The sequence below is a fragment of the Chthonobacter albigriseus genome (genome assembly GCF_013839445.1).
Classification (GTDB): domain Bacteria; phylum Pseudomonadota; class Alphaproteobacteria; order Rhizobiales; family Pleomorphomonadaceae; genus Chthonobacter; species Chthonobacter albigriseus.
Window position 1 is genome coordinate 302,445 of sequence record NZ_JACDIT010000001.1, and the last position, 25,556, is coordinate 328,000.

24 protein-coding genes are annotated in these 25,556 nt (G+C 66.6%); 7 read left to right on the forward strand and 17 right to left on the reverse strand.

What is annotated here, in order from left to right; all coding sequences use genetic code 11:
* Positions 1–6 precede the first annotated feature (6 nt).
* From nirB to HZ321_RS01420, 3 genes are read left to right on the forward strand one after another with little or no spacing between them, the layout of a single operon-like run.
* Complete coding sequence (gene nirB, locus HZ321_RS01410; RefSeq protein ID WP_181699478.1) at positions 7–2,451, forward strand: nitrite reductase large subunit NirB; 2,445 nt, start codon at positions 7–9, stop codon at positions 2,449–2,451.
* A complete protein-coding gene (nirD, locus tag HZ321_RS01415) occupies positions 2,448–2,816 on the forward strand; it encodes a nitrite reductase small subunit NirD (RefSeq protein ID WP_425305358.1) in 369 nt (122 codons plus the stop codon). The genes nirB and nirD overlap by 4 nt, the downstream gene beginning before the upstream one ends.
* 59 nt (positions 2,817–2,875) lie before the next feature.
* Positions 2,876–5,524 (forward strand): molybdopterin-dependent oxidoreductase, encoded by a 2,649-nt coding sequence (locus HZ321_RS01420; RefSeq protein WP_181701694.1) that lies wholly within the window; start codon positions 2,876–2,878, stop codon positions 5,522–5,524.
* 5 nt (positions 5,525–5,529) lie between these two features.
* Here the strand turns inward: HZ321_RS01420 and HZ321_RS01425 are convergent, their stop codons facing one another.
* Positions 5,530–5,937 carry a hypothetical protein gene (locus HZ321_RS01425; protein WP_181699480.1) on the reverse strand — a complete coding sequence of 136 codons (408 nt, stop codon included), beginning with the start codon at positions 5,935–5,937 and terminating at the stop codon, positions 5,530–5,532.
* A 186-nt stretch (positions 5,938–6,123) separates the two neighbouring features.
* Here HZ321_RS01425 and HZ321_RS01430 point away from each other — a divergent pair, with 186 nt between their 5' ends.
* Complete coding sequence (locus tag HZ321_RS01430) at positions 6,124–6,366, forward strand: DUF3297 family protein (protein WP_181699482.1); 243 nt, start codon at positions 6,124–6,126, stop codon at positions 6,364–6,366.
* A gap of 37 nt (positions 6,367–6,403) precedes the next feature.
* On the opposite strand, the gene HZ321_RS01435 is transcribed toward HZ321_RS01430, so the two are convergent.
* The 6 genes from HZ321_RS01435 to HZ321_RS01460 form a co-directional block, all read right to left on the reverse strand.
* Positions 6,404–8,797, reverse strand: coding sequence for an aldehyde dehydrogenase family protein (locus tag HZ321_RS01435; protein ID WP_181699484.1), 2,394 nt, complete (start codon positions 8,795–8,797; stop codon positions 6,404–6,406).
* Between the two features lie 11 nt (positions 8,798–8,808).
* Positions 8,809–9,768 (reverse strand): deoxyribose-phosphate aldolase, encoded by a 960-nt coding sequence (gene deoC / locus HZ321_RS01440; RefSeq protein WP_181699486.1) that lies wholly within the window; start codon positions 9,766–9,768, stop codon positions 8,809–8,811.
* A 150-nt stretch (positions 9,769–9,918) separates the two neighbouring features.
* Entirely contained in the window at positions 9,919–10,860 is a 942-nt protein-coding gene (locus tag HZ321_RS01445; protein ID WP_181699488.1) for a phosphatidate cytidylyltransferase, read from the reverse strand.
* Positions 10,861–10,862: 2 nt separating this feature from the next.
* Positions 10,863–11,507, reverse strand: coding sequence for a lysophospholipid acyltransferase family protein (locus HZ321_RS01450; RefSeq protein ID WP_181699490.1), 645 nt, complete (start codon positions 11,505–11,507; stop codon positions 10,863–10,865).
* A gap of 25 nt (positions 11,508–11,532) precedes the next feature.
* Positions 11,533–12,159 carry a CDP-alcohol phosphatidyltransferase family protein gene (locus tag HZ321_RS01455; protein ID WP_342343823.1) on the reverse strand — a complete coding sequence of 209 codons (627 nt, stop codon included), beginning with the start codon at positions 12,157–12,159 and terminating at the stop codon, positions 11,533–11,535.
* Positions 12,160–12,262: 103 nt separating this feature from the next.
* Entirely contained in the window at positions 12,263–12,589 is a 327-nt protein-coding gene (locus tag HZ321_RS01460) for a hypothetical protein (protein WP_181699492.1), read from the reverse strand.
* A gap of 146 nt (positions 12,590–12,735) precedes the next feature.
* Between HZ321_RS01460 and HZ321_RS01465 the strand changes: the two genes are divergently transcribed.
* Together HZ321_RS01465 and HZ321_RS01470 are read left to right on the forward strand one after the other, a co-directional pair.
* Positions 12,736–13,518: a response regulator gene (locus HZ321_RS01465; RefSeq protein ID WP_181699494.1), complete on the forward strand. Its 783-nt coding sequence runs from the start codon at positions 12,736–12,738 to the stop codon at positions 13,516–13,518.
* On the forward strand, positions 13,515–15,596 hold the full coding sequence (locus HZ321_RS01470; protein WP_181699496.1) for a hybrid sensor histidine kinase/response regulator: 2,082 nt from the start codon (positions 13,515–13,517) through the stop codon (positions 15,594–15,596). Before HZ321_RS01465 ends, HZ321_RS01470 begins: the two co-directional genes overlap by 4 nt.
* Positions 15,597–15,601: 5 nt before the next feature.
* Here HZ321_RS01470 and HZ321_RS01475 read toward each other — a convergent pair whose 3' ends face one another.
* The 6 genes from HZ321_RS01475 to HZ321_RS01500 form a co-directional block, all read right to left on the reverse strand.
* The gene (locus HZ321_RS01475; protein ID WP_181701796.1) at positions 15,602–15,796 is read right to left on the reverse strand and encodes a hypothetical protein; all 195 of its coding nucleotides are present in this window, start codon (positions 15,794–15,796) and stop codon (positions 15,602–15,604) included.
* Between the two features lie 252 nt (positions 15,797–16,048).
* Positions 16,049–16,783, reverse strand: coding sequence for an ABC transporter ATP-binding protein (locus HZ321_RS01480; RefSeq protein WP_181699497.1), 735 nt, complete (start codon positions 16,781–16,783; stop codon positions 16,049–16,051).
* Positions 16,780–17,595, reverse strand: a complete 816-nt coding sequence (locus tag HZ321_RS01485) for an ABC transporter ATP-binding protein (RefSeq protein WP_181699499.1) — start codon at positions 17,593–17,595, stop codon at positions 16,780–16,782. Before HZ321_RS01485 ends, HZ321_RS01480 begins: the two co-directional genes overlap by 4 nt.
* Entirely contained in the window at positions 17,592–18,881 is a 1,290-nt protein-coding gene (locus HZ321_RS01490) for a branched-chain amino acid ABC transporter permease (RefSeq protein WP_181699501.1), read from the reverse strand. Before HZ321_RS01490 ends, HZ321_RS01485 begins: the two co-directional genes overlap by 4 nt.
* A 3-nt stretch (positions 18,882–18,884) precedes the next feature.
* Positions 18,885–19,850 carry a branched-chain amino acid ABC transporter permease gene (locus HZ321_RS01495; protein WP_181699503.1) on the reverse strand — a complete coding sequence of 322 codons (966 nt, stop codon included), beginning with the start codon at positions 19,848–19,850 and terminating at the stop codon, positions 18,885–18,887.
* Positions 19,851–19,959: 109 nt separating this feature from the next.
* Positions 19,960–21,141 carry a branched-chain amino acid ABC transporter substrate-binding protein gene (locus HZ321_RS01500; protein WP_181699505.1) on the reverse strand — a complete coding sequence of 394 codons (1,182 nt, stop codon included), beginning with the start codon at positions 21,139–21,141 and terminating at the stop codon, positions 19,960–19,962.
* A gap of 280 nt (positions 21,142–21,421) precedes the next feature.
* Here HZ321_RS01500 and HZ321_RS01505 point away from each other — a divergent pair, with 280 nt between their 5' ends.
* Positions 21,422–22,231: a helix-turn-helix domain-containing protein gene (locus tag HZ321_RS01505; protein WP_181699507.1), complete on the forward strand. Its 810-nt coding sequence runs from the start codon at positions 21,422–21,424 to the stop codon at positions 22,229–22,231.
* Between the two features lie 13 nt (positions 22,232–22,244).
* On the opposite strand, the gene mtnA is transcribed toward HZ321_RS01505, so the two are convergent.
* The 4 genes from mtnA to HZ321_RS01525 form a co-directional block, all read right to left on the reverse strand.
* Complete coding sequence (mtnA, locus tag HZ321_RS01510; protein WP_181699509.1) at positions 22,245–23,342, reverse strand: S-methyl-5-thioribose-1-phosphate isomerase; 1,098 nt, start codon at positions 23,340–23,342, stop codon at positions 22,245–22,247.
* Positions 23,339–24,622 carry an S-methyl-5-thioribose kinase gene (gene mtnK / locus HZ321_RS21570; protein ID WP_181699512.1) on the reverse strand — a complete coding sequence of 428 codons (1,284 nt, stop codon included), beginning with the start codon at positions 24,620–24,622 and terminating at the stop codon, positions 23,339–23,341. The genes mtnA and mtnK overlap by 4 nt, the downstream gene beginning before the upstream one ends.
* Before the next feature lie 217 nt (positions 24,623–24,839).
* Positions 24,840–25,250 (reverse strand): hypothetical protein, encoded by a 411-nt coding sequence (locus tag HZ321_RS01520; protein ID WP_181699516.1) that lies wholly within the window; start codon positions 25,248–25,250, stop codon positions 24,840–24,842.
* A gap of 47 nt (positions 25,251–25,297) precedes the next feature.
* A complete protein-coding gene (locus HZ321_RS01525; RefSeq protein WP_181699518.1) occupies positions 25,298–25,519 on the reverse strand; it encodes a hypothetical protein in 222 nt (73 codons plus the stop codon).
* Positions 25,520–25,556: the final 37 nt, after the last annotated feature.

Sequence of the window (25,556 nt, forward strand, 5' to 3'; positions counted from 1 at the left end):
CCTCCCATGGACAAGACATCGCTGATCGTCGTCGGCAACGGCATGGCCGCCGGCAGGGTGCTGGAGCATCTGCTTGAGGCCGACCGGGACGCCTATGCCGTCACCGTGTTCAACGCGGAACCGCGGGTGAACTACAACCGCATCATGCTCTCGCCGGTGCTTTCGGGCGAGAAGACCTACGAGGACATCCTGATCCACGACGACGCGTGGTACGCGGCGAACGGGGTGACGCTGGTGAAGGGCGAGGCGATCGTCGGGATCGATCGCGAGACGAAGACGGTGCGGACAGCGGGCGGCGCGGTGCACGGCTACGACAAGCTGCTGATCGCGACGGGCTCCAACCCGCTGATCATCCCGCTGCCGGGCAAGGACCTGCCGGGGGTCGTCACGTACCGCGATCTCGACGACGTGGAGAAGATGATGGCGGCCGCGTCTCAAGGAGGGCGCGCGGTCGTCATCGGCGGCGGCCTTCTGGGATTGGAGGCCGCCGCCGGGCTTCGCGCGCAGGGCATGGAAGTGACCGTCCTCCACCTGATGCCGACGCTGATGGAGCGGCAGCTCGACCCGGCGGCGGGCTACCTGCTGCAGAAGGCGATCGAGGACCGCGGGATCGAGGTGCTCTGCAAGGCGAACACCCACGCGATCCTCGGCGACACCACGGTGACGGGCGTGAAGCTCGACGACGGTCGGGAGATCGCGTGCAGCCTGGTCGTGATGGCGGTCGGCATCCGGCCGAACATGGCGCTCGCCAAGGACGCTGGTCTCGCAGTCAATCGCGGGGTGCTGGTGGACGACGGGATGCGGACGTCGGATCCGGACATCTTTGCGGTGGGCGAATGCGTGGAACACCGCGGCGTCTGCTACGGGCTGGTGGCGCCGCTCTACGAGAGCGCCAAGGTGGTGGCTGCGGGGCTGACCGGAAGCGAAGGCGCCTACACCGGATCGGTGACGGCGACGAAGCTGAAGGTGACGGGGATCGACCTGTTCTCGGCGGGAGATTTCGCGGACGCCAAGGACCGGCAGGAGATCGTCTATCGGGCGCCCGGAGTCTACAAGCGGCTGGTACTGAGGGACAACGTGCTGATCGGCGCGGTGCTCTACGGCGAGACTGCGGACGGGAGCTGGTTCTTCGACCTGATCAAGAGCGGCAGCGACATCAGCGCGATGCGCGACACGCTGATCTTCGGGCCGGCGTTCGCGGGGGGCGAACCGCTGGACCCTACGGCGGCCGTTGCAGCCTTGCCGGATGACGCGCAAATCTGCGGCTGCAACGGCGTCTGCAAGGGCACCATCGTTTCGGCGATCGGGGCCAAGGGGCTGAGCTCGCTGGACGACGTCCGGGCGGTGACCAAAGCCTCGGCGTCCTGCGGCAGCTGCACGCCGCTGGTGGAGAAGCTGATCGTCGCCACCATCGGCGACAAGTACCAGGCGGCGGCCGTGGAGCCGATCTGCAAGTGCACCGACCTCGGGCACGACGAGGTGCGGCGGATGATCGTGGCCAAGGGCCTCAGATCGATCCCGGCGGTGATGCAGGAGCTTTCGTGGAAGACGTCCTGCGGCTGCGCCAAATGCCGGCCGGCACTCAACTATTATCTCGTTTGCGAGTGGCCGGGCGAATACGAGGACGACAGCCAGAGCCGGTTCATCAACGAGCGCGTTCACGCCAATATCCAGAAGGACGGGACCTACTCGGTGGTGCCGCGGATGTGGGGCGGGGTTACTTCCCCGGCCGAGCTCCGGGCGATCGCCGACGTGGCGGAGAAGTTCAACATCCCGTCCGTGAAGGTGACGGGCGGGCAGCGCATCGACCTGCTCGGAGTGCGCAAGGAGGATCTGCCCGCCGTGTGGGCCGATCTCGGCAAGGCGGGGATGATCTCCGGGGCGGCCTACGCGAAGGGGCTTCGGACCGTGAAGACCTGCGTCGGGTCGGAGTGGTGCCGGTTCGGGACGCAGGACTCCACCGGGCTCGGGATCAAGATCGAAAAGGCGATGTGGGGCTCCTGGACGCCAGCGAAGGTGAAGCTCGGCGTCTCCGGCTGCCCGCGCAACTGCGCCGAGGCGACCTGCAAGGACATCGGCGTGGTCTGCGTCGAAGCCGGCTACGAGATCCACTTCGCCGGCGCCGCCGGCCTGCACGTGCGGCAGACCGAGGTGCTGACGCTGGTGCCGACGGAGGAGGAGGCAATGGAGATCATCCTCGCCCTCACCCAGCTCTACCGGGAGCAAGGCCGCTATCTGGAGCGGATCTACAAGTGGGCCAAGCGGGTGGGTACCCCGTCGATCAAGGCCGCGATCGTGGATGATCCCGAGAGGCGCCGCGTCTACGCGGACCGGTTCCGGTTCAGCCAGCAGTTCTCGCAGGTCGATCCGTGGGCCGAGCGGGTGAAGGGTCTGGAAGCGCACGAGTTCGCGCCGATGGCCGAGGTCGGCTTCAAGGAGGCGGCGGAATGAACCAGATGCTGCAGACCCGGTTCGACGGCCCCTGGGTTAAGGTGGGGCGGGTAGACGATATTCCGCTCCAGGGTTCGCGGGTGGTGAAGACGCACGGCGGCGAGGTCGCCGTGTTCAAGGCGGCTGACGGGCGCGTCTTCGCGCTCAGGAACCGCTGTCCGCACAAGGGCGGGCCGCTTTCGGAGGGGATCGTGCACGGACATGCCGTGACGTGCCCGCTGCACAACTGGGTTATCAGCCTGGAGACGGGCGAGGCGCAGGGTGCCGACAGCGGCTGCACCAAGGTGATCGGGGTGCTGGTGGAGGACGGGGTCGTGCACCTCGATCTCAGCCGTTTGCCGCGGCTCATGGAAGCGGCGGAATAACGGCCGTGAAGCGCGACACCGAGAACGATGCGGCGGGATCGGGCGGCACGCCGGCGGCTGTGACCGTGACCCGGACCACGTGCCCCTACTGCGGCGTCGGTTGCGGGGTGATTGCGCGGACGGCGGCCGACGGATCGGTGAGCGTGGCCGGCGATCCGGCCCATCCGGCCAACTTCGGACGGCTCTGCGCCAAGGGTTCGGCCCTGGCTGAAACCCTCGGCCTTGACGACCGGCTGCTGCACCCGGTGATCGCCGGGCAGCGCGCGACCTGGGACGAGGCATTGGACCTGGTGGCAGAGCGGTTCCGCTCTGCTGTGGCGGAGCACGGGCCGGACAGCGTGGCGTTCTACGTCTCCGGCCAGCTGCTGACGGAGGACTACTACCTTGCCAACAAGCTGATGAAGGGCTTCATCGGGTCGGCGAACATCGACACCAACTCGCGGCTGTGCATGGCATCGGCTGTCGCCGGGCATAAGCGGGCGTTCGGGACCGATACGGTTCCCGGCACCTACGAGGACCTGGAGATCGCCGACCTGGTCGTGCTCACGGGCTCCAACCTCGCGTGGTGCCACCCGGTGCTGCACCAGCGGCTGATGGCTGCCAAGGCGGAGCGGCCGGAGCTGACGATCGTCGTCGTCGATCCGCGCCGGACTGCGACCGCCGACGCAGCGGACCTGCACCTGGCGATCCAGCCGGGATCCGATGTGGCTCTGTTCTCGGGCCTGCTGGCGCATCTGGATCGGACCGGAGCGGTGGACCGCGCCTTCGTCGCGGAGCACACGGACGGTTTTGAAGACGCGCTGGCAGCGGCTCGGGCCATCGGGCTTGCGGGCGCCGTGGCGGCGACCGGACTGACCGAGCGGGAGATTTCGGGCTTCTACGACCTGTTCGCGCGGACGTCGCGCACCGTCACGGTGTTCAGCCAGGGCATCAACCAGGCCGCCGACGGGACGGACCGGGTGAATGCGGTCATCAACTGCCACCTTGCCACCGGCCGGATCGGACGGCCCGGGGCTTCGCCCTTTTCGATCACCGGCCAGCCGAACGCGATGGGCGGTCGGGAGGTCGGCGGATTGGCGAACCAGCTGGCGGCGCACGGCGCGTTGGACGACGAAGAGGACCGGGCCCGCGTGCAGGCGTTCTGGGGCGTGTCCCACCTGCCGAAGAAGCCGGGCCTGAAGGCGGTGGATCTGTTCACCGCCATGCGGGACGGACGGATCAAAGCCCTTCTGGTGATGGCGACCAATCCGGCGGACAGCCTGCCGGACGCCGACGGGGTCGTGGAGGCGCTGAAGGCGTGCCCGTTCGTGGTGGTGGCGGACGTCACGGCCGAGACGGACACCGCCGCCCATGCCGATGTGCTGCTGCCCGCCGCCGCCTGGGGGGAGAAGAACGGGACCGTGACCAATTCGGAGAGACGGATCTCGCGGCAGCGCGCGTTTCTGGAACCACCCGGCGAGGCTCGGCCGGACGGATGGATCCTTTCGGAAATCGGACGGCGGATGGGATATCCAGGCTTCGACGAAAGCAGTCCGGCCGCGGTGTTCAGGGAGCACGCGGTGCTCAGCCACCGCCTCAACGCCGATCGGCGCGACTTCGACCTTGGCGGGCTCGCCACGCTCTCCGACGCCGCTTATGACGGGCTGGAGCCGGTGCAGTGGCCGGTGCGGGCGGACGGCTCCGCCCCGGGCGGCCGGTTGATGGGCGACGGCAGGAGCTATCGGGCAGGCGGACGGCTGCGGTTCGTGGCGCCGGCGACCGCTCAGGCGCGCACACCATCAGGGCGCTTCGTGCTGAACACAGGTCGCATTCGCGACCAGTGGCACACGATGACGCGGACATCCAAAACGCCGCGGCTGATGGGGCATATCGCCGAGCCGTTCTGCCAGATCCATCCGGCGGACGCCCTGTCGCTCGGGATCGAACCGGCCTGCCTGGTAACCGTGTCGTCACCCTACGGGACGGTGGTGGTGCGCGCGCAAGTCACCGACGGGGTGTTGCCGGGCAACGTCTTCGTGCCGATGCACTGGACGGATCGGCTGACGGCCCGCGGGCGGGTCGACAGCGTGGTGGCACCCTTGGTGGACCCGATCTCCGGACAGCCGGCGTTGAAGGGCGGTCGCTGCGACGTGGCGCGGTTCCCGGCCACCGTGTTCGGATTTGCCGTGACGATCCACAAGCCTGCGCGGGAGGGGCTGGACTACTTCGCCCTGGCGCCGGCGAAGAAGGGTTTCCGATTGGAGTTCGCCGCGGTCTCTGGCGCCGTCGACGCGGAAGCGCTGGCGCGGCGGATTCTCGGGATGTCATCAAGCGAGCCGCTGATCGCGGTGGCAGATGCGTCGACGGGATCGCACCGGTTCGCCGCGGTGAGCCATGGCCGGTTGATGGGTGCCGTTTGGATCGGCCCCGAGCCGGTGGCCGTGTCGCGCGCCTTCGCCGCCGAGCAGTTGGGCGTCGGCGGGCCGGATCTCCTGTTGGCGGGCCTGCTGGCAGGGCGGCCGGGGGCCGGACGAGCGGACGGCGGCGCCGTCGTCTGCAGCTGCTTCGACGTGGGCGTGAAAACCATCGAGGAGGCCGTGCGCGCCGGGACGTGCCTCTCCGTCGACGAGATCGGACGGCACCTGAAGGCGGGTTCGAACTGCGGATCCTGCCGCCCGGAGATCAAGCGGATCCTGGACACCACCAAGAATTGCCTACAGACCGTGTGACGGGATCAGTTCAGCCGGCGAGACGGCGCCCGCATGGTCTCCAGCGACGTGGTCAGGATGGCCACCTCAAGGGCTGCCAGCAGGTCCATCGGCTTCAACGGCGGTCGCAGGCGCCAGGTCCGAAGGGCGCTGCCCGGGGGATGGCTGGCGTCGAGCGTGATGATGCGTATCCGCGGCCAGTTGGACAGGATCGTCCAGACGAGATCGGGCGACGGATCGTCCCCGGAGGTGAGGTCGACGATGGCCGCCACGACTCCGGAGGCGGATAGGCTGAGATGGTCGATGCAGGACGCGGCCGTTTCGCAGTCCACGATCCGCAATCCCGTCCCGGCGGTGAGTTCGCGAACAGCGTGCCGGGTCTCGTTCGCGGGCGAGACGACGACAAGCTCAGGTGTTGGTGCGGCGGTGCCCATGGCATGCTCCCTTGCCCCTTGCACACTCAATCCGGGCAACCCGCGATTGTTTCCACCAACGAAATCGGTTGGTTAACGGGGCGTGAACAGCTCGGCTCGGGCTGGAGTTGGCTCGACGGTTGGCAGACCGGCCGACCGGGGGTATGGATGTCGCCCGATCCGATCCCGATGTCATGAGAGCTGTCGATGTCCGACGCCCTGCCCGACCGCCTTTCCACCGATCCAGACAGCCCCTTCTACGATGCCGCGCTTCTGGAGCGAGGTATCGGCATCCGCTTCAAGGGGCAGGAAAAGACGAACGTGGAGGAGTATTGCATCAGCGAGGGCTGGATCCGCGTCGCGGCGGGCACCGCGCGGGACCGGTCCGGCAAACAGCTGACGCTCAAGCTGAAGGGACCGGTGGAACCCTATCTGAAGGACGAGACCTGAGGCGAAGCCGGCGGATTGTCGCCGCCGGCCGGAGACGTCACTCGCCGTAGGGCACCCAGATGTTCTTGACCTGGGTGGCCCGGCGCAGGAACTCGCGCCCTTCCGCATCGGAGGACGACCAGTCGAGACGGCGGCCGTGGTTGACCCACGTGGCCTTCAGATTGCCTGCGGACGCTTTTTCGACAGCCGCGCTGCCCGCCTTGGAACCCCAGTACCAGACGGCCGCGACCTCGTCGTGATCAGCCAAGGTGCGGGCCAGCACGTCCCGCTCTCCGGTGACGATGTTGACCACGCCGCCCGGCAGGTCGGAGGTGTCCAGAACCTGGTAAAGATCGGTCGCCGCCAGCGGATGGAGCGGCGAAGGCACCACCACGACGCGGTTACCCATGGCAATCGCCGGCATGACCAGCGACGTGAAAGCCAGGAGGGGAGACTCGTCCGGGCAGAGCACGCCCATGACGCCCCAGGGCTCGTTCATCGCGATGGTGACGTTGCGCGTCTTGGTGGCGTGCACGCTGCCGTCGTACTTGTCGGCCCAGGCCGCGTAGACGAAGGTCCGGCGGACGGAAGCCTCGACCTCTGCCGCGGCGCGATCGGCGGAGGCGCCGGTCATGGCGCGTATGCGGTCGGCGAACTCGGTGGCGCGGGCGGACAGGTTCTCGCCGATGTAGTAGAGCACCTGCGCGCGGTTGTGCGCGGTGGCGCCGCCCCACGAACCGGCCTTGGCGGCCGCTTCGACCGCATTGCGGATGTCCTTGCGGTTGCCGAGTCCGGCCTGGCCGAGGGAGCGGCCGTCGGGGCTGGTGACCGTGTAGCTGTAGCCTGAATCCGGACGCGCCTGCTTGCCGCCGATGTAGAGCTTGGCGGTGCGGTCGATGGCGCCCTCGGGAACCGCGGATTCGGCGGCCGGCAGAGCGGAGAGGGCCGTGGGCGCAGCCTCGGACGGGGCCGCGAGCGCCTTCTCGAACGCGGGGACAAGATACTCGTAGAGGCCTTCGCGGCCGCCCTCGCGGCCGAATCCGCTTTCGCGGTAGCCGCCGAAGCCGGCGGCGGCGTCGAAGAGGTTGGTACAGTTGACCCAGACCACGCCGGCCTTGATCCGCGCGGCGGTTTCCAGGGCGAGGTTGACGTTCTCCGACCAGACCGAGGCGGCGAGGCCGTAGCGCGAGTTGTTGGCGAGCTCCACCGCTTCGCCGGGGGTGCGGAAGGTCATGGCGACAGCAACCGGACCGAAGATCTCGACCTCGGCGACGGTGGACGCCGGCTCGACGCCGGTGAACAGGCTGGGCGGGAAGAAGCAGCCGCTCGCCGGGATCGGCGCGGAGGACTGGAACAACGTGCCGCCCTCGGCCTTGCCCTTCTCGACGAGCGCACGGATGCGCTCCAGTTGGACTGGCGCGACGATGGCGCCCATGTCGATCGACTTGTCGAGGGGGTCGCCGACGCGCAGCGTCTCCATCCGGGCGCGCAGGCGGGCGTAGAAGCGCTCGGCGATGCCCTCCTGGACCAGCAGGCGGGAGCCGGCGCAGCAGACCTGGCCCTGGTTGAACCAGATGGCGTCGACAACGCCCTCGACCGCAGCGTCGAGGTCCGCGTCCTCGAAGACGATGAAGGGCGACTTGCCGCCGAGCTCGAGGGAGAGCTTCTTGCCGCTGCCTGCGGTGGATTCGCGGATCAGCCGGCCGACCTCGGTGGAGCCGGTGAAGGCGACCTTGTCGACATCAGGATGACCGGCGAGGGCGGCGCCGGTGGTGCCGTCGCCGTTGACGATGTTGACCACGCCCGGGGGCAGCCCCGCCTCGCGGCAGATCTCGGCGAAGGCGATGGCGGTAAGCGGGGTGAACTCGGCGGGTTTCAGGACGACCGTGTTGCCGGCGGCGAGCGCCGGGGCGATCTTCCAGGCCAGCATCAGGAGCGGGAAGTTCCAGGGGATGATCTGGCCGCAGACGCCGACCGGACGATGGTCCGGGAACTCGGTGTCGAGGATCTCGGCCCATCCGGCATGATGGTAGAAGTGGCGGGCGACGAGCGGGATGTCGATGTCGCGGGATTCGCGGATCGGTTTGCCGTTGTCCATCGACTCCAGGACGGCGAGGAACCGCTCACGCTTCTGGACGAGCCGGGCGAGCGCATAGAGGTGGCGGGCGCGGGCGTGGCCGGGAAGCGCCGACCAGGCGGGGAAGGCGCGGCGGGCGGCAGCGACGGCGCGGTCGACGTCCTCGGCGGTGCCTTCGGCGACCCGGGCGAGAAGCTGGTCACGGGCCGGGTCGCGGACCTCGAAGGTCGCACCGGACGACGACGGGGCGAAGGCGCCGTCGATGAAGTGACCGAAGCCGTCCGGGTGGGCGGCGAGCCAGGCCTTGACGTGGTCGTTGGCTTCCGGAGAGGGGCCGTAGTCCATGGTGCGGAGAATGTCGCGGATCTCGGTCATCGGAGCCTCTCTCAGGCGAGCGCGTGGCGGGAGGTCGAGGCGTAGCGACCGGTGACGTAGTGCTCGAGCTGGCGCTCGATGTCGGCGAGCATGGAGCTGGCGCCGAGGCGGAAGAGATCCGGCTCCAGCCAGGGCGCGCCGAGTTCCTCCTTCATCAGGAACAGCCAGTTCAGGGCGTCCTTGGCGGTCTTCAGGCCGCCGGCGGGCTTGAAGCCGACGCGCTCGCCGGTGAGTTCGCCGTAGTCGCGCAAGGCGCGGACCATGACGAGGCTGACGGGCAGCGTGGCGTTGATATCCTCCTTGCCGGTGGAGGTCTTGATGAAGTCCGCCCCGGCCTGCATGGCAACCATCGACGCCTTGTAGACGTTGCGCAGGGTCTTCAGGTCGCCGGTGGCGAGGATCGCCTTGAGGTGCGCGTCGCCGCAGGCCTCGCGCATGGCGGCGACCTCGTCATAGAGCGCCTGCCAGTCCTGCGTCAGGACATGGGCGCGGGTGATGACGATGTCGATCTCCTCGGCGCCCTCGCCCACGGCGTAGCGGATCTCGTCGAGCCGCTGGGGCAACGGGGTGAGGCCGGCGGGAAAGCCGGTCGCGACGGAGGCGACCGGGATGCCGGACCCTTCAAGCGCCTTCACTGCGGGGGCGACCATGGTGGGATAGACACAGACGGCGCCGACCTTGGGCGGTGCGTCGGCAAGGCCGAGGCCCTCCACGATGTCCTCGCGCAGGGGCCGGCGGGCCTTCATGGCGAGGCGGTGGACGCGGCCCGGGGTGTCATCGCCGGCGAGCGTAGTGAGATCGATGCAGGTGATCGCCTTCACCAGCCAGGCGGCCTGGTATTCCTTCTTGACCGACCGGCGGGTGGGCAGGCTCGCCGCCCGGCGCTCGGCGGCGGAGAGATTGACCTGGATCGCCTCGAACCACTCGGGGGTGAGCGGCGTCCCGGCATTGCGCTTCAGATTGCTCGTCATCTCGTCCATGTCCCGACCGAAGCTTCGCCTCCGCAGCCGGCCAACGGCCAGCGGGGGCGCTCCCGTCTTCGGTTTCTTATCATCAGGAGTACGGTTCTATCCGGGTTGCGGGCAACGATCCATACGCTTCGAACGGGTTATGCCCGCCGGTCAGACCGTCCACCAATAGCGGACGAGGTGGAAGAAGATGGGCGCGGCGAAGATCACCGAGTCCAGCCGGTCGAGCATGCCGCCGTGGCCCTCGATCATGCGGCCCCAGTCCTTCACGCCGCGGTCGCGCTTGATGGCGGACATGACTAGCCCGCCGAAGAAGCCCATCAGCGTGATGACGAGCGAGAGCCCGGCGGCCTGGAGCGGGCTGAACGGCGTGATCCACCAGAGCGAAGTCCCGAGCAGAACGGCGCTCGCGACGCCGCCGATCAGGCCTTCCCAGGTCTTCGACGGCGAAAGGTTGGGCGCTACCTTGTGACGGCCGTAGAGCTTGCCCCAGACGTACTGCAGGACGTCGCTGGACTGGACGACGATGACGAGAAAGGCAACGAGCAGCAGGCCCCTGCCCTCGTAACCCGGGATCGTCAGAGTAAGCAGCGCCGGTACGTGGCTCAGGCAGAAGATGCAGATCATCATCCCCCACTGCATCTCAGCCACCCGCTCCATGTAGCGGGTGGTGTCGCCGCGCAGAGCCGCGATGATGGGGAGGATTAGGAAACCGTAGACGGGAATGAAGATGGCGTAGAGGCCGTACCACTCGATCCAGAGCAGGTAGTACTGCACCGGAAGGGCGACGAAGAACATTGCCGCGAGGGCGTAGTGATCGGCGCGGCGCGTGTCGGTGATGGTCAGGAATTCGCGGAGGGCGGCGAAGGATGCGAAGGCAAAGAGCAGGATGACACCCGTCTTGCCGGCGAGGAAGGACAGCCCGATCAAGGCGACCATCACCCACCAGGCCTTGATGCGGGCGTTGAGGTTCTCCACCACCGGGCTCGGCTTGTCGCCGGCGCGGCGGGCGAGCGCCCAACCGATCAGCGAAGCGACGGAGAGGAGGATGCCGATGCCGAGGAAGAGTAGCAGCGTCTGCTGGTGCATGGTCATGGTCAGCCGCCCCCCGGTCGGCGAAGGTCCAGGAGCGTGGTGCGGGTGCGGTCGAGGAAGGACGCCTTGTCCTCCCCGTCCTGCAGGCGCGTCGGCGCTCCAAAGGTGACTGTGCAGAGAAGCGGAACCGGCAGGAACTCGCCCTTCGGCATCACGCGATTCAGGTTGTCGATGTAGACCGGCACGAGTTCGACCTCCGGCCGCTTCCGGGCGAGGTGGAAGAGACCCGCCTTGAAGGGAAGCAACGGCTCGTCGGTGGTGTTGCGGGTCCCCTCCGGAAACAGGATCAGCGACTGGCCGGCGTCGAGCGCGGAGACCATGGCGTCGATCGGATCGGCGCGGCGGGCGGCCGGATTGCGGTCGATCAGGACGGCGCGGAAGACCTCGCGTCCGAGGAAGCGCCGAATCCGGTCCGCCTCCCAGTAGTCCGCTCCGGCGACCGGCCGGGTGCGCTGGCGCAAGGCCGCAGGAAGGACGGTCCAGATCAGGACGAAATCGCCGTGGCTGGCGTGGTTGGCGAAGTAGACGCGGGGAACCGGCGCCGGCGTGCAGCCGAACCAGTTTCCGCGCACGCCGGTGACGACGCGGGCGAAACCGGTGACGCAGACGGCTGCGATGGGGGCGAGGACACGGGCGAGCACGGTCATGGCGCCGGCCTCCGGTTGCGGCGCGTCATCGGGCGGCCCCTTCCCCACGCGCGGCCGCCTCGGCCAGGCCGCGGGCGACCCGATTCCAGATGGTCACCACTAGCAAAATGGCGAGGAGGGGCATCAGCACCGACAGCCAGTCCGGCAAAGCGCCGCCGATGCCGATCCAGAAGCCGAGCGTACCAAGCACCAGCGCGCGGTCGCTCTTGCCGAGCGGGCCGTCGTAGCGCCTGGAGGCGCCGACGGTCGTTCCGAGCGCACCGGCGAACTCGGACATCGCGGCGAAGACCGCGACGACGGCGACCGGGATGGCTCCGAAGGGCGGCAACGCTGCGAAGGGGAGCAGGAGTGCGGCATCGGAGACGACGTCGGAGAGTTCGTTGAGGTAGGCGCCGAGCCGGCTTTTCTGGCCGAACTCGCGGGCGAGCATGCCGTCGACCGCGTTGAGAGCCATGCGGACGAATATCCAGATTGGCAGCAGAAGGAAGGGCCAGCGCACAGGGGCTGCGGCGGCCACGGCGACCCCGAGGACAATCGAGCCGGCGGCGGCTGCGATCGTGACCCGGTTCGCCGTGGCCCCGCGACGGGCAAGACCCTCGACCATCGGCCGCAGCCAGTTCTGGAACCGCGGCTTCAAGTCGTAAAGGGTCACGGTCAATGGCTTTCTGAAATCGGGAGGTGACGATCGAGGTGCCGAGCGTCACATGAAAGTCTTTTCAAATACTCTACCGGCTTGAAATCCAGGTGCCCGCCGATCAGTTCGACTTGGGTTTGCGGACCAGGGCGGAGACGTTTTCTCCGACACGTGCCTCGACAGTGATCCAACGTGCTTCCTCGACCGGGCGGCCGTTCTCGGTCCGCAGGCATTCCGTCGGCAAATAAGGCCAGGTGGCGAGTTCGCAGGCCGGCACATCAATGACCGCGTCGCCGCGGCTCTCGGCGAGGAGGTGGGCAGCGGCCGCATCGGCCGGGTCGAAGGTTCCGGTCTGCTCGGCAGCGACGGGAGCCATCCCGGCGGCAATCGCGCCGAGCGAGACGATGACGGCTGCAATGGCCGCCTGACTGGTGAAGGACTTGAGCATCGTGAAAAATCCGTTGTTCGAAACCGATGCAGCCTTTTAGGGGGCCAACATTTCAGGTGTTTTCCGCGAATGGCTGCTTTGTGTTTCAATTGTTTCGCGGATGGGTGTCGGCCTATAACCTTGAGGGTCATCCTTGCGGGGCGTCGATGCGAGACACGCCAGATACTGCCAGGTCTAGCGAAACCGGTGCCGTCGGCGCCGCGCTCGTGCATGTGCTTGTGGTCGACGACGAGGCAGAGCTGCGCGAGATGGTGCGGGACTATCTCGCCCGCCACGGCTTTGCGGTCAGCACCGCGTCCGGCGGCGCGGACATGCGCGCGATTCTTGCCGAACGTCCCGTCCATGTCGTGGTGCTCGACCTCAAGATGCCAGGCGAGGATGGCCTGACGCTGGCGCGCTACCTCCGCCAGTCGGGCGGAATCGGCATCATCATGCTGACGGCGAGCTCGGAAACGGTGGATCGGGTGGTGGGCCTGGAACTTGGTGCCGACGACTACATGTCCAAGCCGTTCGACCCACGCGAGCTGCTGGCACGGGTGCGCAGCCTGGTCCGGCGACTCACACCGCCCGGCCATACAGCGGGCGACCAACCGCAGGGCCGGCTCGGGCGCGAGATCAGGCTCGGCCGCTGCCTGCTCAACCTCGATTCGCAGAGGCTCTACAGCGTCGACGGGGAGGAGATCCCGCTGACGGCGATGGAGTTCGATCTGCTGAAGGCGTTTGCAGAGCGGCCGAACCGCGTGTTGTCGCGCGACCTGCTGTTGTCATTGGCCCACAACAAGGACGGCGAGGCGTTCGACCGGAGCATCGACATCCGCGTGATGCGCCTGCGCAAGAAGATCGAAACCGACCCGGAAAAGCCGCGCGTGCTGAAGACCGTGCGCGGCGCGGGCTACATCTTCATTCCGGGCGGGGCGGAGGCATCATGAACGGACCTGCCCTGCCCCGCGGACAGACGGGTGACCTGTCGGGCGCGATCGCCGACGTCGTGCGCCTGCTCCGTTCCGACCGCGACTGGACCGCCCGGATGCCGGAGATCCTCGCGCTGCTCGGCAACCGGCTCAACGTGTGCAGGGTCTACCTGTTCCAGATCCACGAACTGGCGGACGGACGGCTGGGGCAGACGTGCCGGCACGACTGGTCGGCCCCGGGGCTTGCCAGCCTGGCGGCGGATCCGCGCAACGTGGACGAGGCTTTTGGCGTCGACCCGCTGTTCGAGGAATGGACCGCGCGGCGGCGGCGGGGCGAGACGATCCATGGCCATACCCGCGACCTGACCGGTTATCTGCGCGACGACTTCGAGCACCAGCGAATCAAGTCCTTCCTGTCGATCCCGATCATGGTCAACGGTCTCTGGTGGGGGCACATCGGCTTCGACGATTGCGAAGTGGAGCGGGACTGGACGGAGGCCGAGCGATCGGTGCTCGAGTCGGTGGCCTACCTCATCGGCAACGCCATCGAACTGTCCGGCTCCAGTCTGGTGATGAGCGAGGCGAGCCGACAGGCGATGCTGAACACCGCGCTCGACGGGATCGTGGTGATCGACGAGGAAAGCCGCGTGCTGGAATTCAACCCGGCCGCCGAGGCGATGTTCGGTCACGACCGTGCCAGCGTGCTCGGCCGCCGGCTATCGGACTGCATCATTCCCCACGAGGAGCGCGAACACCACGAGGCCGGGTTCAGACGTTACCTCGCCGGCGGACCGTCCCGGATGATGGGTCGGCGCGTGGAGGCTAACGGCCTGAAGGCGGACGGGAGCCTGATTCCTGTCGAACTGACGATCACGGAGATCCATGTCGCGCATCGGCGCCTGTTCGTGGCCTATCTGCGCGACCTCACCGAGCGGCGGGCCGCGGAGGCCGAGGTCGCCCGGCAGCGGAACGCCCGGTATCAGAGCGAGAAGATGTCGGCACTCGGATCCCTGCTCGCCGGGATCGCGCACGAGCTGAACAATCCTTTGTCGGTGGTCGTCGGGCGAGCGATCATGCTGGAGGAGGACTGCCGCGACGCGCGGCAGATGGACCAGATCCGCAGGCTGCGCGAGGCGGCTGAACGCTGTGCCCGCATCGCTCAGACCTTCCTGAAGATGGCGCGCCAGAGCCCCACGGCGCGTCGCGCGACGCGGCTGGACCAGGTGGTGCACACGGCGCTGGAGATGGTGGGCTATGCGGCGCGATCCAGCGGCGTGGAGGTGGTGCTCGACCTGCAACCGAACCTGCCGGCCACCCAGGCCGACAGCGACCAGATCGTGCAGGTCCTCGTCAACCTGATGATCAACGCCGTGCAGGCGATGGGCACGGTGGACGGGCCGCGCGTGCTGACCGTCCGCACGGGCATGGACGCCTTCCTGTCGCATCTCTCGATCGAGGTGGAGGATACGGGGCCCGGAGTCCCTGCCGCCCTGACGGCGCGGATCTTCGAGCCGTTCTTCACCACCAAGGACGTCGGGATGGGCACCGGGGTCGGGCTTGCGGTGAGCCAGGGGATGATCGCTTCCCACAACGGCAGCCTGTCGGTGGAGAACGTCCCGGGCGGCGGGGCCCGGTTCCGCGTGTCGCTGCCGATCGAGGCCCCGCTGGCACCGGCGTTGGACACCGCGGTTCCGCCGCCCGCCAAAGCGCCGGGCGGGCTCAGCGTGCTGGTGGTCGACGACGAGCCGGAGGTAGCCGATCTGATCCGTGAGATTCTCACGCGGGCCGGCCACAGCGTAGACGTCGCGGAAAACGGCAAAGCAGGGCTGCGCAGAACGGAGGACCGCCGCTACGATGCGGTGTTCTGCGACCTCAGGATGCCTGAACTCGATGGACGGGGGTTCCGCAGCGCCCTTGCACGGCGGGATCCGGAGCTGGCGGACCGGATCGTGTTCGTGACCGGCGATCACTTCGGCCAGGGTGTTGACGCCGGTTTCGTGGACGGCTGCCCGGTGATCGAGAAGCCGTTTCGGGCAACGGACGTGCTGGCCGCGCTGCCGAACGGCGACGCTCGACAGCCGGCTCGAAGTCTCTGACCGGACTACTTCTCTTCGGCGATCAGGGTCTCGACCGCGACAATCGTGTTCTCAAGATCGGAGATGCGGCGGATCATGTTCTCGGGCGGCAGCTGACCCGACCGGGCTGCACTGAGAATCAGTTCACGCTGCGCACCGCGCAAACGCTCGGACAGCTGGGTCAGGGATCGCACAAGATCCGCGTTTTCGGTCTTTGCCACGTTGAATCCTGCAATGCATTCTGAAATCGTTCGAGTGCGTTCGCGCTCGAAGATTACTGCTATTTGCTGGACTGCTGTTGATCAAGGCAAATCTTGCGAAATGCCTTACGAACGGCTTGCCCCTGCAAGGGGACAACTTTACGTGGCACAAGTCTACGCGCCAGCCGGCCAGGCGAGAGGCTGCGGGCCGCCCCTCCCGGCATGCGGCCCAACCTGGGAACGCCGGCGGGTCGGAACCGAGCGCGGACGGCGTCAGCCCTCGCCGAGATAGGCTTCGCGGATGGCGTCGTCCGAGAGGAGATGCCGGGCATCGCCTTCCATCGCGATCTCGCCGTTCTTCAGAACGTAGGCGCGGTGGGCGATGCCGAGCGCCATGTGGGCGTTCTGCTCGACGAGGAGGACGGTGGTGCCCTCGCGGTTGATCGCCTCGATGATCTCGAAGATGCGCTCGACGAAAAGTGGCGACAGGCCCATCGACGGTTCGTCGAGAAGCAGGATGCGCGGGTTCTGCATCAGGGCGCGGGCGACCGCGAGCATCTGCTGCTCGCCGCCCGACAGCGTTCCTCCGAGTTGCTTGACGCGCTCCTTCAGGCGCGGGAACAGCGTGAATCCGTGCTCCAGGCGCCGGGCGATCTCGGCCTTGTCGGAGAGGGCAAAGGCGCCCATCTCCAGGTTCTCCAGGATCGTCAGACCGCTGAAGATGCGGCGCCCCTCCGGGACGTGGGCGATGCCGGCGTTGACCACGTCGTGCGGTTCCAGGCCGGTGATCGAGCGACCCTCGAAGAGGATGTCCCCGGTGCTGGACGTCAGCAGGCGCGAGATGGTGGCGAGCGTGGTGGTCTTGCCTGCGCCATTACCGCCGATCAGAGTGACGATCTCGCCCTTCTCGACCTTGAACGACACGCCTTTCAGCGCATGGATGTGGCCGTAGTAGGCCTGCAGGTCGCGCACCTCCAGGAGCGGCGCGGTCTGGCTTCCGGCGGTCATCGGAGAGCACTCCCGGCAGTGGTGGTTGCAGCGGTTCCAGCCGCGACGCCCTTGCCGAGATAAGCGGCGACGACATCCGGGTGCTGGCGCACGTGTTGCGGCGAGCCCTCGGTGAGCTTGCGCCCATAGTCCAGGACGGTGATGGAGTCGGATACGGACATAACCAGTCGCATGTCGTGCTCGATCAGGACGACGCTGATTCCGAAGTCCTGCCGGATGCTCTGGATCAGCCGCTTGGCGACCTCGGTTTCCTGCGGGTTCATGCCGGCGGACGGTTCGTCCAAGAGCAGGAGGACAGGTTCGGTCGCCAGCGCCCGCGCGATTTCGAGGCGGCGTTGTTCGCCATAGGGCAGATTGCCGGCGAGTTCGTTGGCCTTGGCCGACAACCCGACGAAACGAAGCAGTTCCATGCCGCGCGCGATCGATTGGCGCATCTCGTCGTGATAGCGGGCGGTCTGCAGCAGGGCGCCCCAGTAGCCGGACTTCAGCCGCGCATGGCGGGCGACGACCACATTCTCCAGCACGGTCATCCCGGCGAACAGGCGGATGTTCTGGAAGGTGCGCGCCAAGCCGCGGCCGGCGATCTGGTCCGGGCGAAGGCCTGTGATCGAGCGGCCGGAGAGGAGCACCTCGCCCTCGTCCGGTTCGTAGATGCCAGTGATCAGGTTGAAGAACGTCGTCTTGCCGGCGCCGTTGGGTCCGATCACGGATACGATGGCGCGTTCGCCGACGCTGAAGCTGACGTTGTCGACCGCGACGAGGCCGCCGAAGCGCTTGCGGAGGCCGGTGACCTTGAGGAGCGGCGTCGTCATCGGGCGTTCTCCTTGCCGGTGCCCAGCTCCGCTTCGTCGGCGACGAGTGTTCCCCGCTCGGCCGGGACCAGTCCGCGCGGGCGGTAGAGCATCATGGCGACGAGAATGACGCCGAAGATCAGACGCTCGTATTTGGATGGCTCGAACTGGGAGGGGATGTCGGCGAAGTTGAAGCCGAGGATCTCGTATCCGGAGCTGCGGAGGTTGTTCAGGCCGGTGCTGAGGGCCTTGAGGACCTGCAGGTTGAGGATGGTGACGAGAGCGGCGCCGGTGATGGCGCCGCGGATCGAACCGAGACCGCCGAACACGATCATCGCGAGGATGCCGATGGACTGGTTGAAGTCGAAGGACTCAGGGCTGACGAAGGTCTGCTTGGCGGCGTAGAGCGCGCCCATCGCGCCGGCGAAGGACGCGCCGGTGGCGAAGGCGATCAGCTTGGTGTGGACGAGCGGGATGCCCATCGCCTGGGCGGCGATCTCGTCCTCGCGGATGGCGATCCAGGCCCGTCCGATCTTGGAAGCGTCGAGGCGCTTGTTGACGACCAGGGCGCCGCCGAGCGCGAGGAGCACGAGGCCGTAGTAGATCAGAGCCTGCCATTTGAATTCGGCGACGGCAGGCGACGCCAGCGCGGCGGCGACCTCGGTCAGCGGCTGGCCGATGGAGGTGATCCCCTGCGGGCCGTTGGTGATGTTGACCGGCTTGTCGAGATTGTTGGCGAGAACGCGGATCACCTCGCCGAAGCCGAGAGTGACCATGGCGAGATAATCGCCGCGCAGCCTGAGAACGGGGAGGCCGAGCAGGACGCCCGCGAGGGCCGCAAGGCCGATGCTGACGATGGTGGCGAGGAAGAACATGTCGGCCGGGAGCGGGAAGCCTCCGCCGAAGATTTCGTTTCCTTGCGTCGATCCAACGATCGCCCAGAAGTAGGCACCGACGGCGAAGAAGGCGACGAACCCGAGGTCGAGCAGTCCGGCGAAGCCGACCACGATGTTGAGGCCGAGCGCCAGGACCGCGTAGATCGCGACCTGGGTGACAACGTCGAGGTAGAAGGTGTTGCCGATGCCGATCACCGGCATGACGACGAAGAGCACCCCGCCCACGACCAGTCGCCGCGCCCAGGGCTGGACGATGCTGTGGTCGGTCGCGAAGAAGAGCGAGAGGAACAGCAGAATGAAGGCGAAAGTGTCGAACAGGCCCGTGCCGGTGAACACGGTCATCTTCAGCAGAACCATGATTGCCGTGTAGGAAACGACGAGAAGCGAGCGGTCTTTCTTCGCGGTTGCCATGGCTCATACCTTCTCCGTCGTGGAGCGGCCGAGAAGACCGGTTGGCTTGAAGATGAGGATGATGATCAGGATGCCGAAGGCGAAGATGTCCTTGTATTCGGTTCCGATCACGTTGTTGGTGAAGATCGGCGCGTAGGTGCCGATCAGAACCTCCAGGATGCCGAGGATCACGCCGCCGAGCATCGCACCGGGGATGCTGCCGATGCCGCCGAGCACGGCGGCCGTGAAGGCCTTGAGCCCAGGAATGAATCCCGTGAAGGGATCGACTCGGCCGAACTGCAGAGCGTAGAGGACGCCCGCGACGCCGGCGAGAATTCCGCCGATCAGGAACGTAATCATGATGATGCGGTCGACGTTGACGCCCATCAGGCTCGCCGCCTTGCGGTCGAGCGCGACGGCACGGATCGCCTTGCCGAGCTTGGTGTGCTGGACAAGGTAGTTGAGCGTCAGAAGCATCGTGCCCGCGATGACGAGGATCGTGACCGACTTGTAGGAGATGGTGTCGTTGGCGGTCAGCGGGATCTGCTGGTCGAAAAACGGGATGCTCGGAAACGGGCGGATGAACTGACCGAACAGGCTCTCGATGAAGCGGACGGCGTCCTGCAGGAAGAGGCTGATGCCGATGGCGGTGATCAGGGGCGCCAGAAACGGCGCCTTGCGGATGCGCAGCGGGCGATAGGCGATCCGCTCGGCCGCGACGGCCAGCGTTCCGGACACCGTGGCAGCGCAGACCATGGCGACGGCGATCTGGATGATCGGGTGGAGGTCGCTGCCCACGAAGGCGTAGGTCATCACCTCGACCGAGACGATCGCCCCGACCATGAAGATCTCGGAGTGGGCGAAGTTGATTAAGCCGAGCACGCCGTAGACCATGGAGTAACCGAGCGCGATGGTGGCGTAGACGAGGCCAAGAACCAAGCCGTCGGCCAGCGTGACCGGAAGCAGCATCAGGATGTCGGAATAGGTCATCGCGCTCTCCGGAACGAGCCTGGCAAAGGAAAGCACCAGCGGAGGTGCCCCCCCGCTGATGCTTAGCTCGCAGCCCTCCCCAGTGAAGGGCTGCGAGTGTCTCCCGTGTTCAGAGAGGCGCGTCGATCGCGACGACCTTGACGGTCTTGTTCTCGGCCGGCGTGGCACCGACGGAGACCACCACGTAGTTGGCGGTGACGATGTCGCCGTTGGCGTTGAACTTCACCTTTCCGGTGATGCCCTCGAGCTCGGTGGCACGGACAGCCGCAGCGACTTCGGCGCGGGTCGGCTTCTCGCCGCCCTTGGCCTTGATGGAGGCGGCGATCGCCTCGATCACGATGCGGGCGCTGTCATAGGCATAGGCCGAGTAGCCTTCCGGCGACTTGCCGAACTTCTCCTGGTAAGCCTTCGCGAAAGCGGCCGCGGCCGGAAGTTCGCTGATCGGAACGCCGGTGGTGGTGAAGTACACGTCCTTCATGTTGTCGGCGCCGGCAATGTTCTGGAGTTCGCCGCTGTCGAGCCCGTCACCGCCGAGGAAGGCGCTGGTCAGGCCCTTCTGGCGCATCTGCTTGATGAGCAGCCCACCCTGCGGGAACATGCCGCCGTAGTAGACGAGATCGGGCTTGTCGATGCGGGCGCGGTTGAGGATCGAGGAGAAGTCCGTTTCCTTCTCGTCGACGCCGGTGGACAGGACCACCTCGACGCCCGCCGCCTTGGCTGCTTCCTCGAACGCGCTCGCAAGACCGGAGCCGTAGGCGGTCTTGTCGTTGATCACGTAGATCTTGGTGACCTTCAGGGTCTCCACGGCGAAAGCCGCGCCCGCAGGGCCTTGAACATCGTCACGACCGCAGATGCGGTTGGCGATGGCCTTGGTGGTGTCGCGGGTGGTGACGACCGGGTTGGTGTTGGCCGGCGAGACCATCACCAGGCTGTCCTTGACGTAGACCTCCGAGGCGGGAATGGCCACGCCCGAGTTGTAGTGGCCGACGATGCCGAGGACTTCCGGATCGTTGATGATCCGATTGGCGTTCGCCACGCCGACGTTGGGGGTCGCCTGGTCGTCCTCCGGCTGGAACACAAGCTGGAAACCCAGATCGGTGATCAAAGCTCCAAAGTCCTGGACCGCGAGCTCCGCGCCCAGCTTGATGCCTTCGCCACCAACCGACTGCGGGCCAGAAAGCGGCGACTGGCTTACGATCTTGATGACGCCCTTTTCCGCAGCCACCGCCGCGCCGGATGCCAAGACAGTCATCGTCGCTGCCGCCAGAAGGCGACCAAGTGTGGGCTTCATGGATAAATCCCCTGGTTTGTCTCGACGGGTACGACCCGCTCTCATTGGCGCGACGCCATTGCCGCCAATTTGAACAGGGTAAAAAATTGCGCAATTTCGAGCAATATTGCGACCTGCAACAAACTGATGCTAGTTGGCGCGAATGACGCACCGGTCCGCATCAAACCGACTTGATTCCTACCGTGTCGCAGATAAACTTGCCGCGTCGTAATGCGGCGAGCCGACGAAACAGGGATTGGAAATGGAATCTCGCGCTGCGGCCCCCTCCACTGCGGAAGAGATGCAGACCAATCTGGCATCCAATCTTTATTATCTATGCGGGTTTTATCCCTCAGTATCCCACGTCTGCCGCACCGTCGGAATCAACCGCACCCAATTCAATCGTTATCTGGCCGCGCGCGCGCGACCATCGCGACATATGCTGTCTCGACTTTGCGATTTCTTTGGCGTGGAGGCGATCGAGATCCATCTACCTCCGGACCAGTTCCAGAAGCTCATCAGCCTGCGGAAACGGGTTCATCCGGAGCCTGCGCCCTATGTCGAGCAGATCAATGCCCTGCAGCGCTTCTCGCGCCCGGATATGAGGAAGTATCTGGGCTACTACCATGAGTACTACCATTCCATGAGTTCTCCCGGACAGGTCATCCGCGGGATAGTTCACGTCTTCGAGCATCAGGGAAATGTCTACTTCCGCAAGATCGAGCACATCCAAGGCGGATCCCGCCAGAGAGTATCCTACAAATTCCGCTACACCGGCGCGGCCTTCTTTCTGGACGACCGGATCTTCATGGTGGATGCGGAGTCACTGACGCAGAACGAGATCACCCAAATGATCCTGTTCCCAACCTACAAGAACAAGGTCGGGCGCCTCTCCGGACTGATCCTCGGGGTCTCCTCCGGGGATCAGCGCAGAATCGCCTGCTCGCGGTTCGTGATGGAGTGGCTGGGCAGCGACATCGACCTGAGGAAAGCGATCCGGGCGTGCGGGCTCTTCGACCCGGCGTCCGGTGACGTGGACGCAGGCATCCTAGCTCTGATCGACAACAGCACGATGGAAGGCAGCGCGCTGTTCTATGCGGCAGCGACCTGATCGGGCCGCATCGTCAGATCGAGTTGCGTTCCGGGAAGAGCCCCTTGAGACCCTCGGGCGTCGCGGCGCAGACCCCACGCTCGGTGATGAGACCGGTGACCAGTCGGGCGGGTGTAACGTCGAACGCAGGGTTGCCCAACTCGGTCTCCTCGGGCGCGATGCGCACTCGGGTGATCTCGCCGGACGCGGTGCGGCCCCAGACCCAGCCGACCTCATCGCCTGATCGCTCCTCGATCGGGATTTCCTTGACGCCGTCATCCACGGTCCAGTCGATCGTCGGCGACGGAAGCGCGACGTAGAAGGGCACGCCGTTGTCGTGCGCGGCGAGCGCCTTCAGGTAGGTCCCGATCTTGTTGCAGACGTCGCCACGCGCGGTCGTCCGGTCGGTTCCGACGATGACCATGTCGACCTCGCCGTGCTGCATCAGATGGCCGCCGGCGTTGTCGACGATCAGCGTGTGCGGCACGCCGTGGCCGGCCATCTCCCAGGCGGTGAGGTGGGCACCCTGGTTGCGGGGGCGCGTCTCGTCGACATAGACGTGGACGTCGATACCCTTCTCACGCGCCATGTAGATCGGCGCGGTCGCGGTGCCCCAGTCCACCGTCGCCAGCCAACCGGCGTTGCAGTGGGTGAGGATGTTCACCCGCCGGCCGGGCTTTCCCGCCGCGATCGCCTCGATCAGGCCGAGACCATTCTCGCCGATGCGGCGGTTGATCTCGACGTCCTCGTCGCAGATCTCCGCAGCGCGCGCATAGGCGGCATCGGCGCGATCGGCCGGGGCGACGGGACGCAGCACCGACCGCATCTCGTCGAGGGCCCAGCGCAGGTTGATGGCGGTCGGCCGGGTCTCGTGTAGAATCGCCCAGGCGCGGTCGAGCGCAGCGTCGGAAGGGTCCGCCGCCATTTGAAGCGCCATGCCGTAGGCGGCCGTGGCGCCGATCAGTGGCGCGCCGCGGATCCACATGTCCCGGATGGCGACCGCCGCGTCCTCCAGGGTGTGCAGATCAACGACGCGGAACTCGTGCGGCAGCCACCGCTGGTCGATGACACAGACAGTCCGGCCGTCGTCGGCCAGCCAGAGGGACCGGTAGGGCTTGCCGTCGACCTTCACGCGATATTCTCCCCTTCGAGCCGCTCGGCCAGGCTGCGGATCGCAGCCAGGCCGGGTATGCGAGCGCGGTTTACGACGAGATGGCGGCCGAAGACCAGGGCCTTCGCCTCGGCCGCCGCTCGTTGGGCGGGATCGGCGATCGTCTCGAACTCGGCGATGTGGGCAAGGCCGAGGATCCGGCGGTGGATCTCGACGCCGGCGAAACCGAGCGCGTCGGTCCAGATCGCCTGCAGGCGGTGATGCAGGGCCTGTTCGGCCGCCATGGCGTGGCCCTGATCCTCATAAAGCGCGGCGGGATAGAGCATCCCCGTCCGCTCGGTCCGCCAGAGATGCGTGAAGGTTTGGGCGAACGTCGACCAGATCTCGTGGACCACGTCGAGGATCCAGGCGCGATAGGCGTCCCGGGCGCCCTCCCCCTCTTCGTGGCCGGACTGTGCGAAGCAGGCCATCCAGAAATTGGCGAGCAGCATTCCCACATCGAAACCCATCGGCCCGTAGACCGCGAACTCCGGATCGATGACCCTCGTATCCTCTCCGGTCACCATCACGGAGCCGGTATGGAGATCGCCGTGGAGGAGGGTTTCGGCGCGCGTGGTGAAGGCGGTCTTCAGATGCTGCGCCTCGACCTTCAGGTCGACGTCGGCGCGCAGGCGGGCCACCAGGGCGTCCAGTTGGGGAGCCGTGTGGCGGTTGAGGGGCGCGGCGAAGTAGGGGTCCGTGAAGACCAGGTTCTCGGTGATGTCGCAGAGGGCGACATTGTCGGCGAAGAGGGCAAGATCGGCTTTCCGGTCCGCCGCCTTCATCGAGAGATCGGATCCGCGGAACAGCGTGCGGGCGCAGAAGCGGCCGAGATCGCCTGCCAAGTGAGGGTGGCGGGTCCCGGCGATCAGGCTTCGCCGCAGGATGATGTGCGGCGTCAGGTATTCCTGGACGATGAGAGCCTGTTCGACGTCGAAGTGGAATACCCCCGGGACGCGGCCGGGATCGCGTTCCGCCTGACGGATCAGGGCATGGTACTCGAAGAAGGATCGTTTCAGGGGCAAGGGCCAACTGTCGCCCACCAGCCTGACATAGGGCAGCGCCTGTTTCACAACGACGCCGCCGACCGGGCTCTCGACAATGAAGACGAGGTTGAGGTTGCCGTCGCCGACCTCCCGGGCGCGCCAGCTGCCGATGTCGGAGCCCAGCCGCTCCTTCATCGCGACGAGGTTGCCGAGCCGGGCACCGATCGATTCCACGCCGAGGGCAGAATAACTGCCCGATGCCGCCTCCTCCGCCATGCCATCCTCCCCACGCCGATTATAGCCGATGCGGCTTCCGACCGGTCTTGTCGCCGGTTGGCGGAGGAGACGGTGTTCGCCGAAGCCGATCGCCTCCGGGGGGATTTCAGCGTGATCTTGCGGCGCGTGGCAATCGGTAGAAGTCGGGGTGGGACTTGGGACCGGGGCGGGAGCGCCGCTTCCGCCCGGCGAGGGCATCACGCGCCGGGAGACTGCGTCAGTCGAACAGGGAGTGGATCCGCTCGGAGTCGATCGGCTTGCCGGTCCAGGTGTCGTAGAAGTCAAGGAATTCGGCCGCTGCCGGAGTAATCGGCAGGTTCTTGAGATCCTTGGCTGCCCGAGTGTTCGCGGCGAATACGGACGTGACGCCGGCGCTGGTCCGAGCGATCCAGATCGAGCCGTTCCGCTGCCGGGAATTGGCCACTCGGCAAAGCACGTAGTACTCGGCGTTATAGACCTGGTGCTGGCACTTCGGCGCAGAATTGGGCGTCTTGCCGGCATAGGCGTCGGTCAGCGCCTGGATCACGCGCATGCCTTCCCGATAGTTCGGGTATTCCGCGGAGGCCGTGCCGGGCGTCATGAGGAGAGCGAGACAACCGATCGCGACGGCCGGCAGATGGCGTCGCATCGATCGATGTTCCCGTGGGGGCAGGTGGGTTTCGGGCATGTGGCGCCTTATGTCTTGAAGGGGGAGTTCGCACGCAGCAATGGACGGAGGCGCCCCTGGGGCTCGCGCCGGCGGCGGTTGTCCGCCACGCTTTCGATCAGGTAGTTCGGCTCGCGGGTATCCAGATCGTTCCGACCTCGAACGATGTACTCGCGATTGCCGCCGCGCTGGGCCGAGTGGATCTGCTCCTCCAGCAGCACGCGCTGTCCGATCTCAAAAGGCTTCTGCATCGAAAACTCCGTGTGGGGGCAAACTCCGACCGCCTTT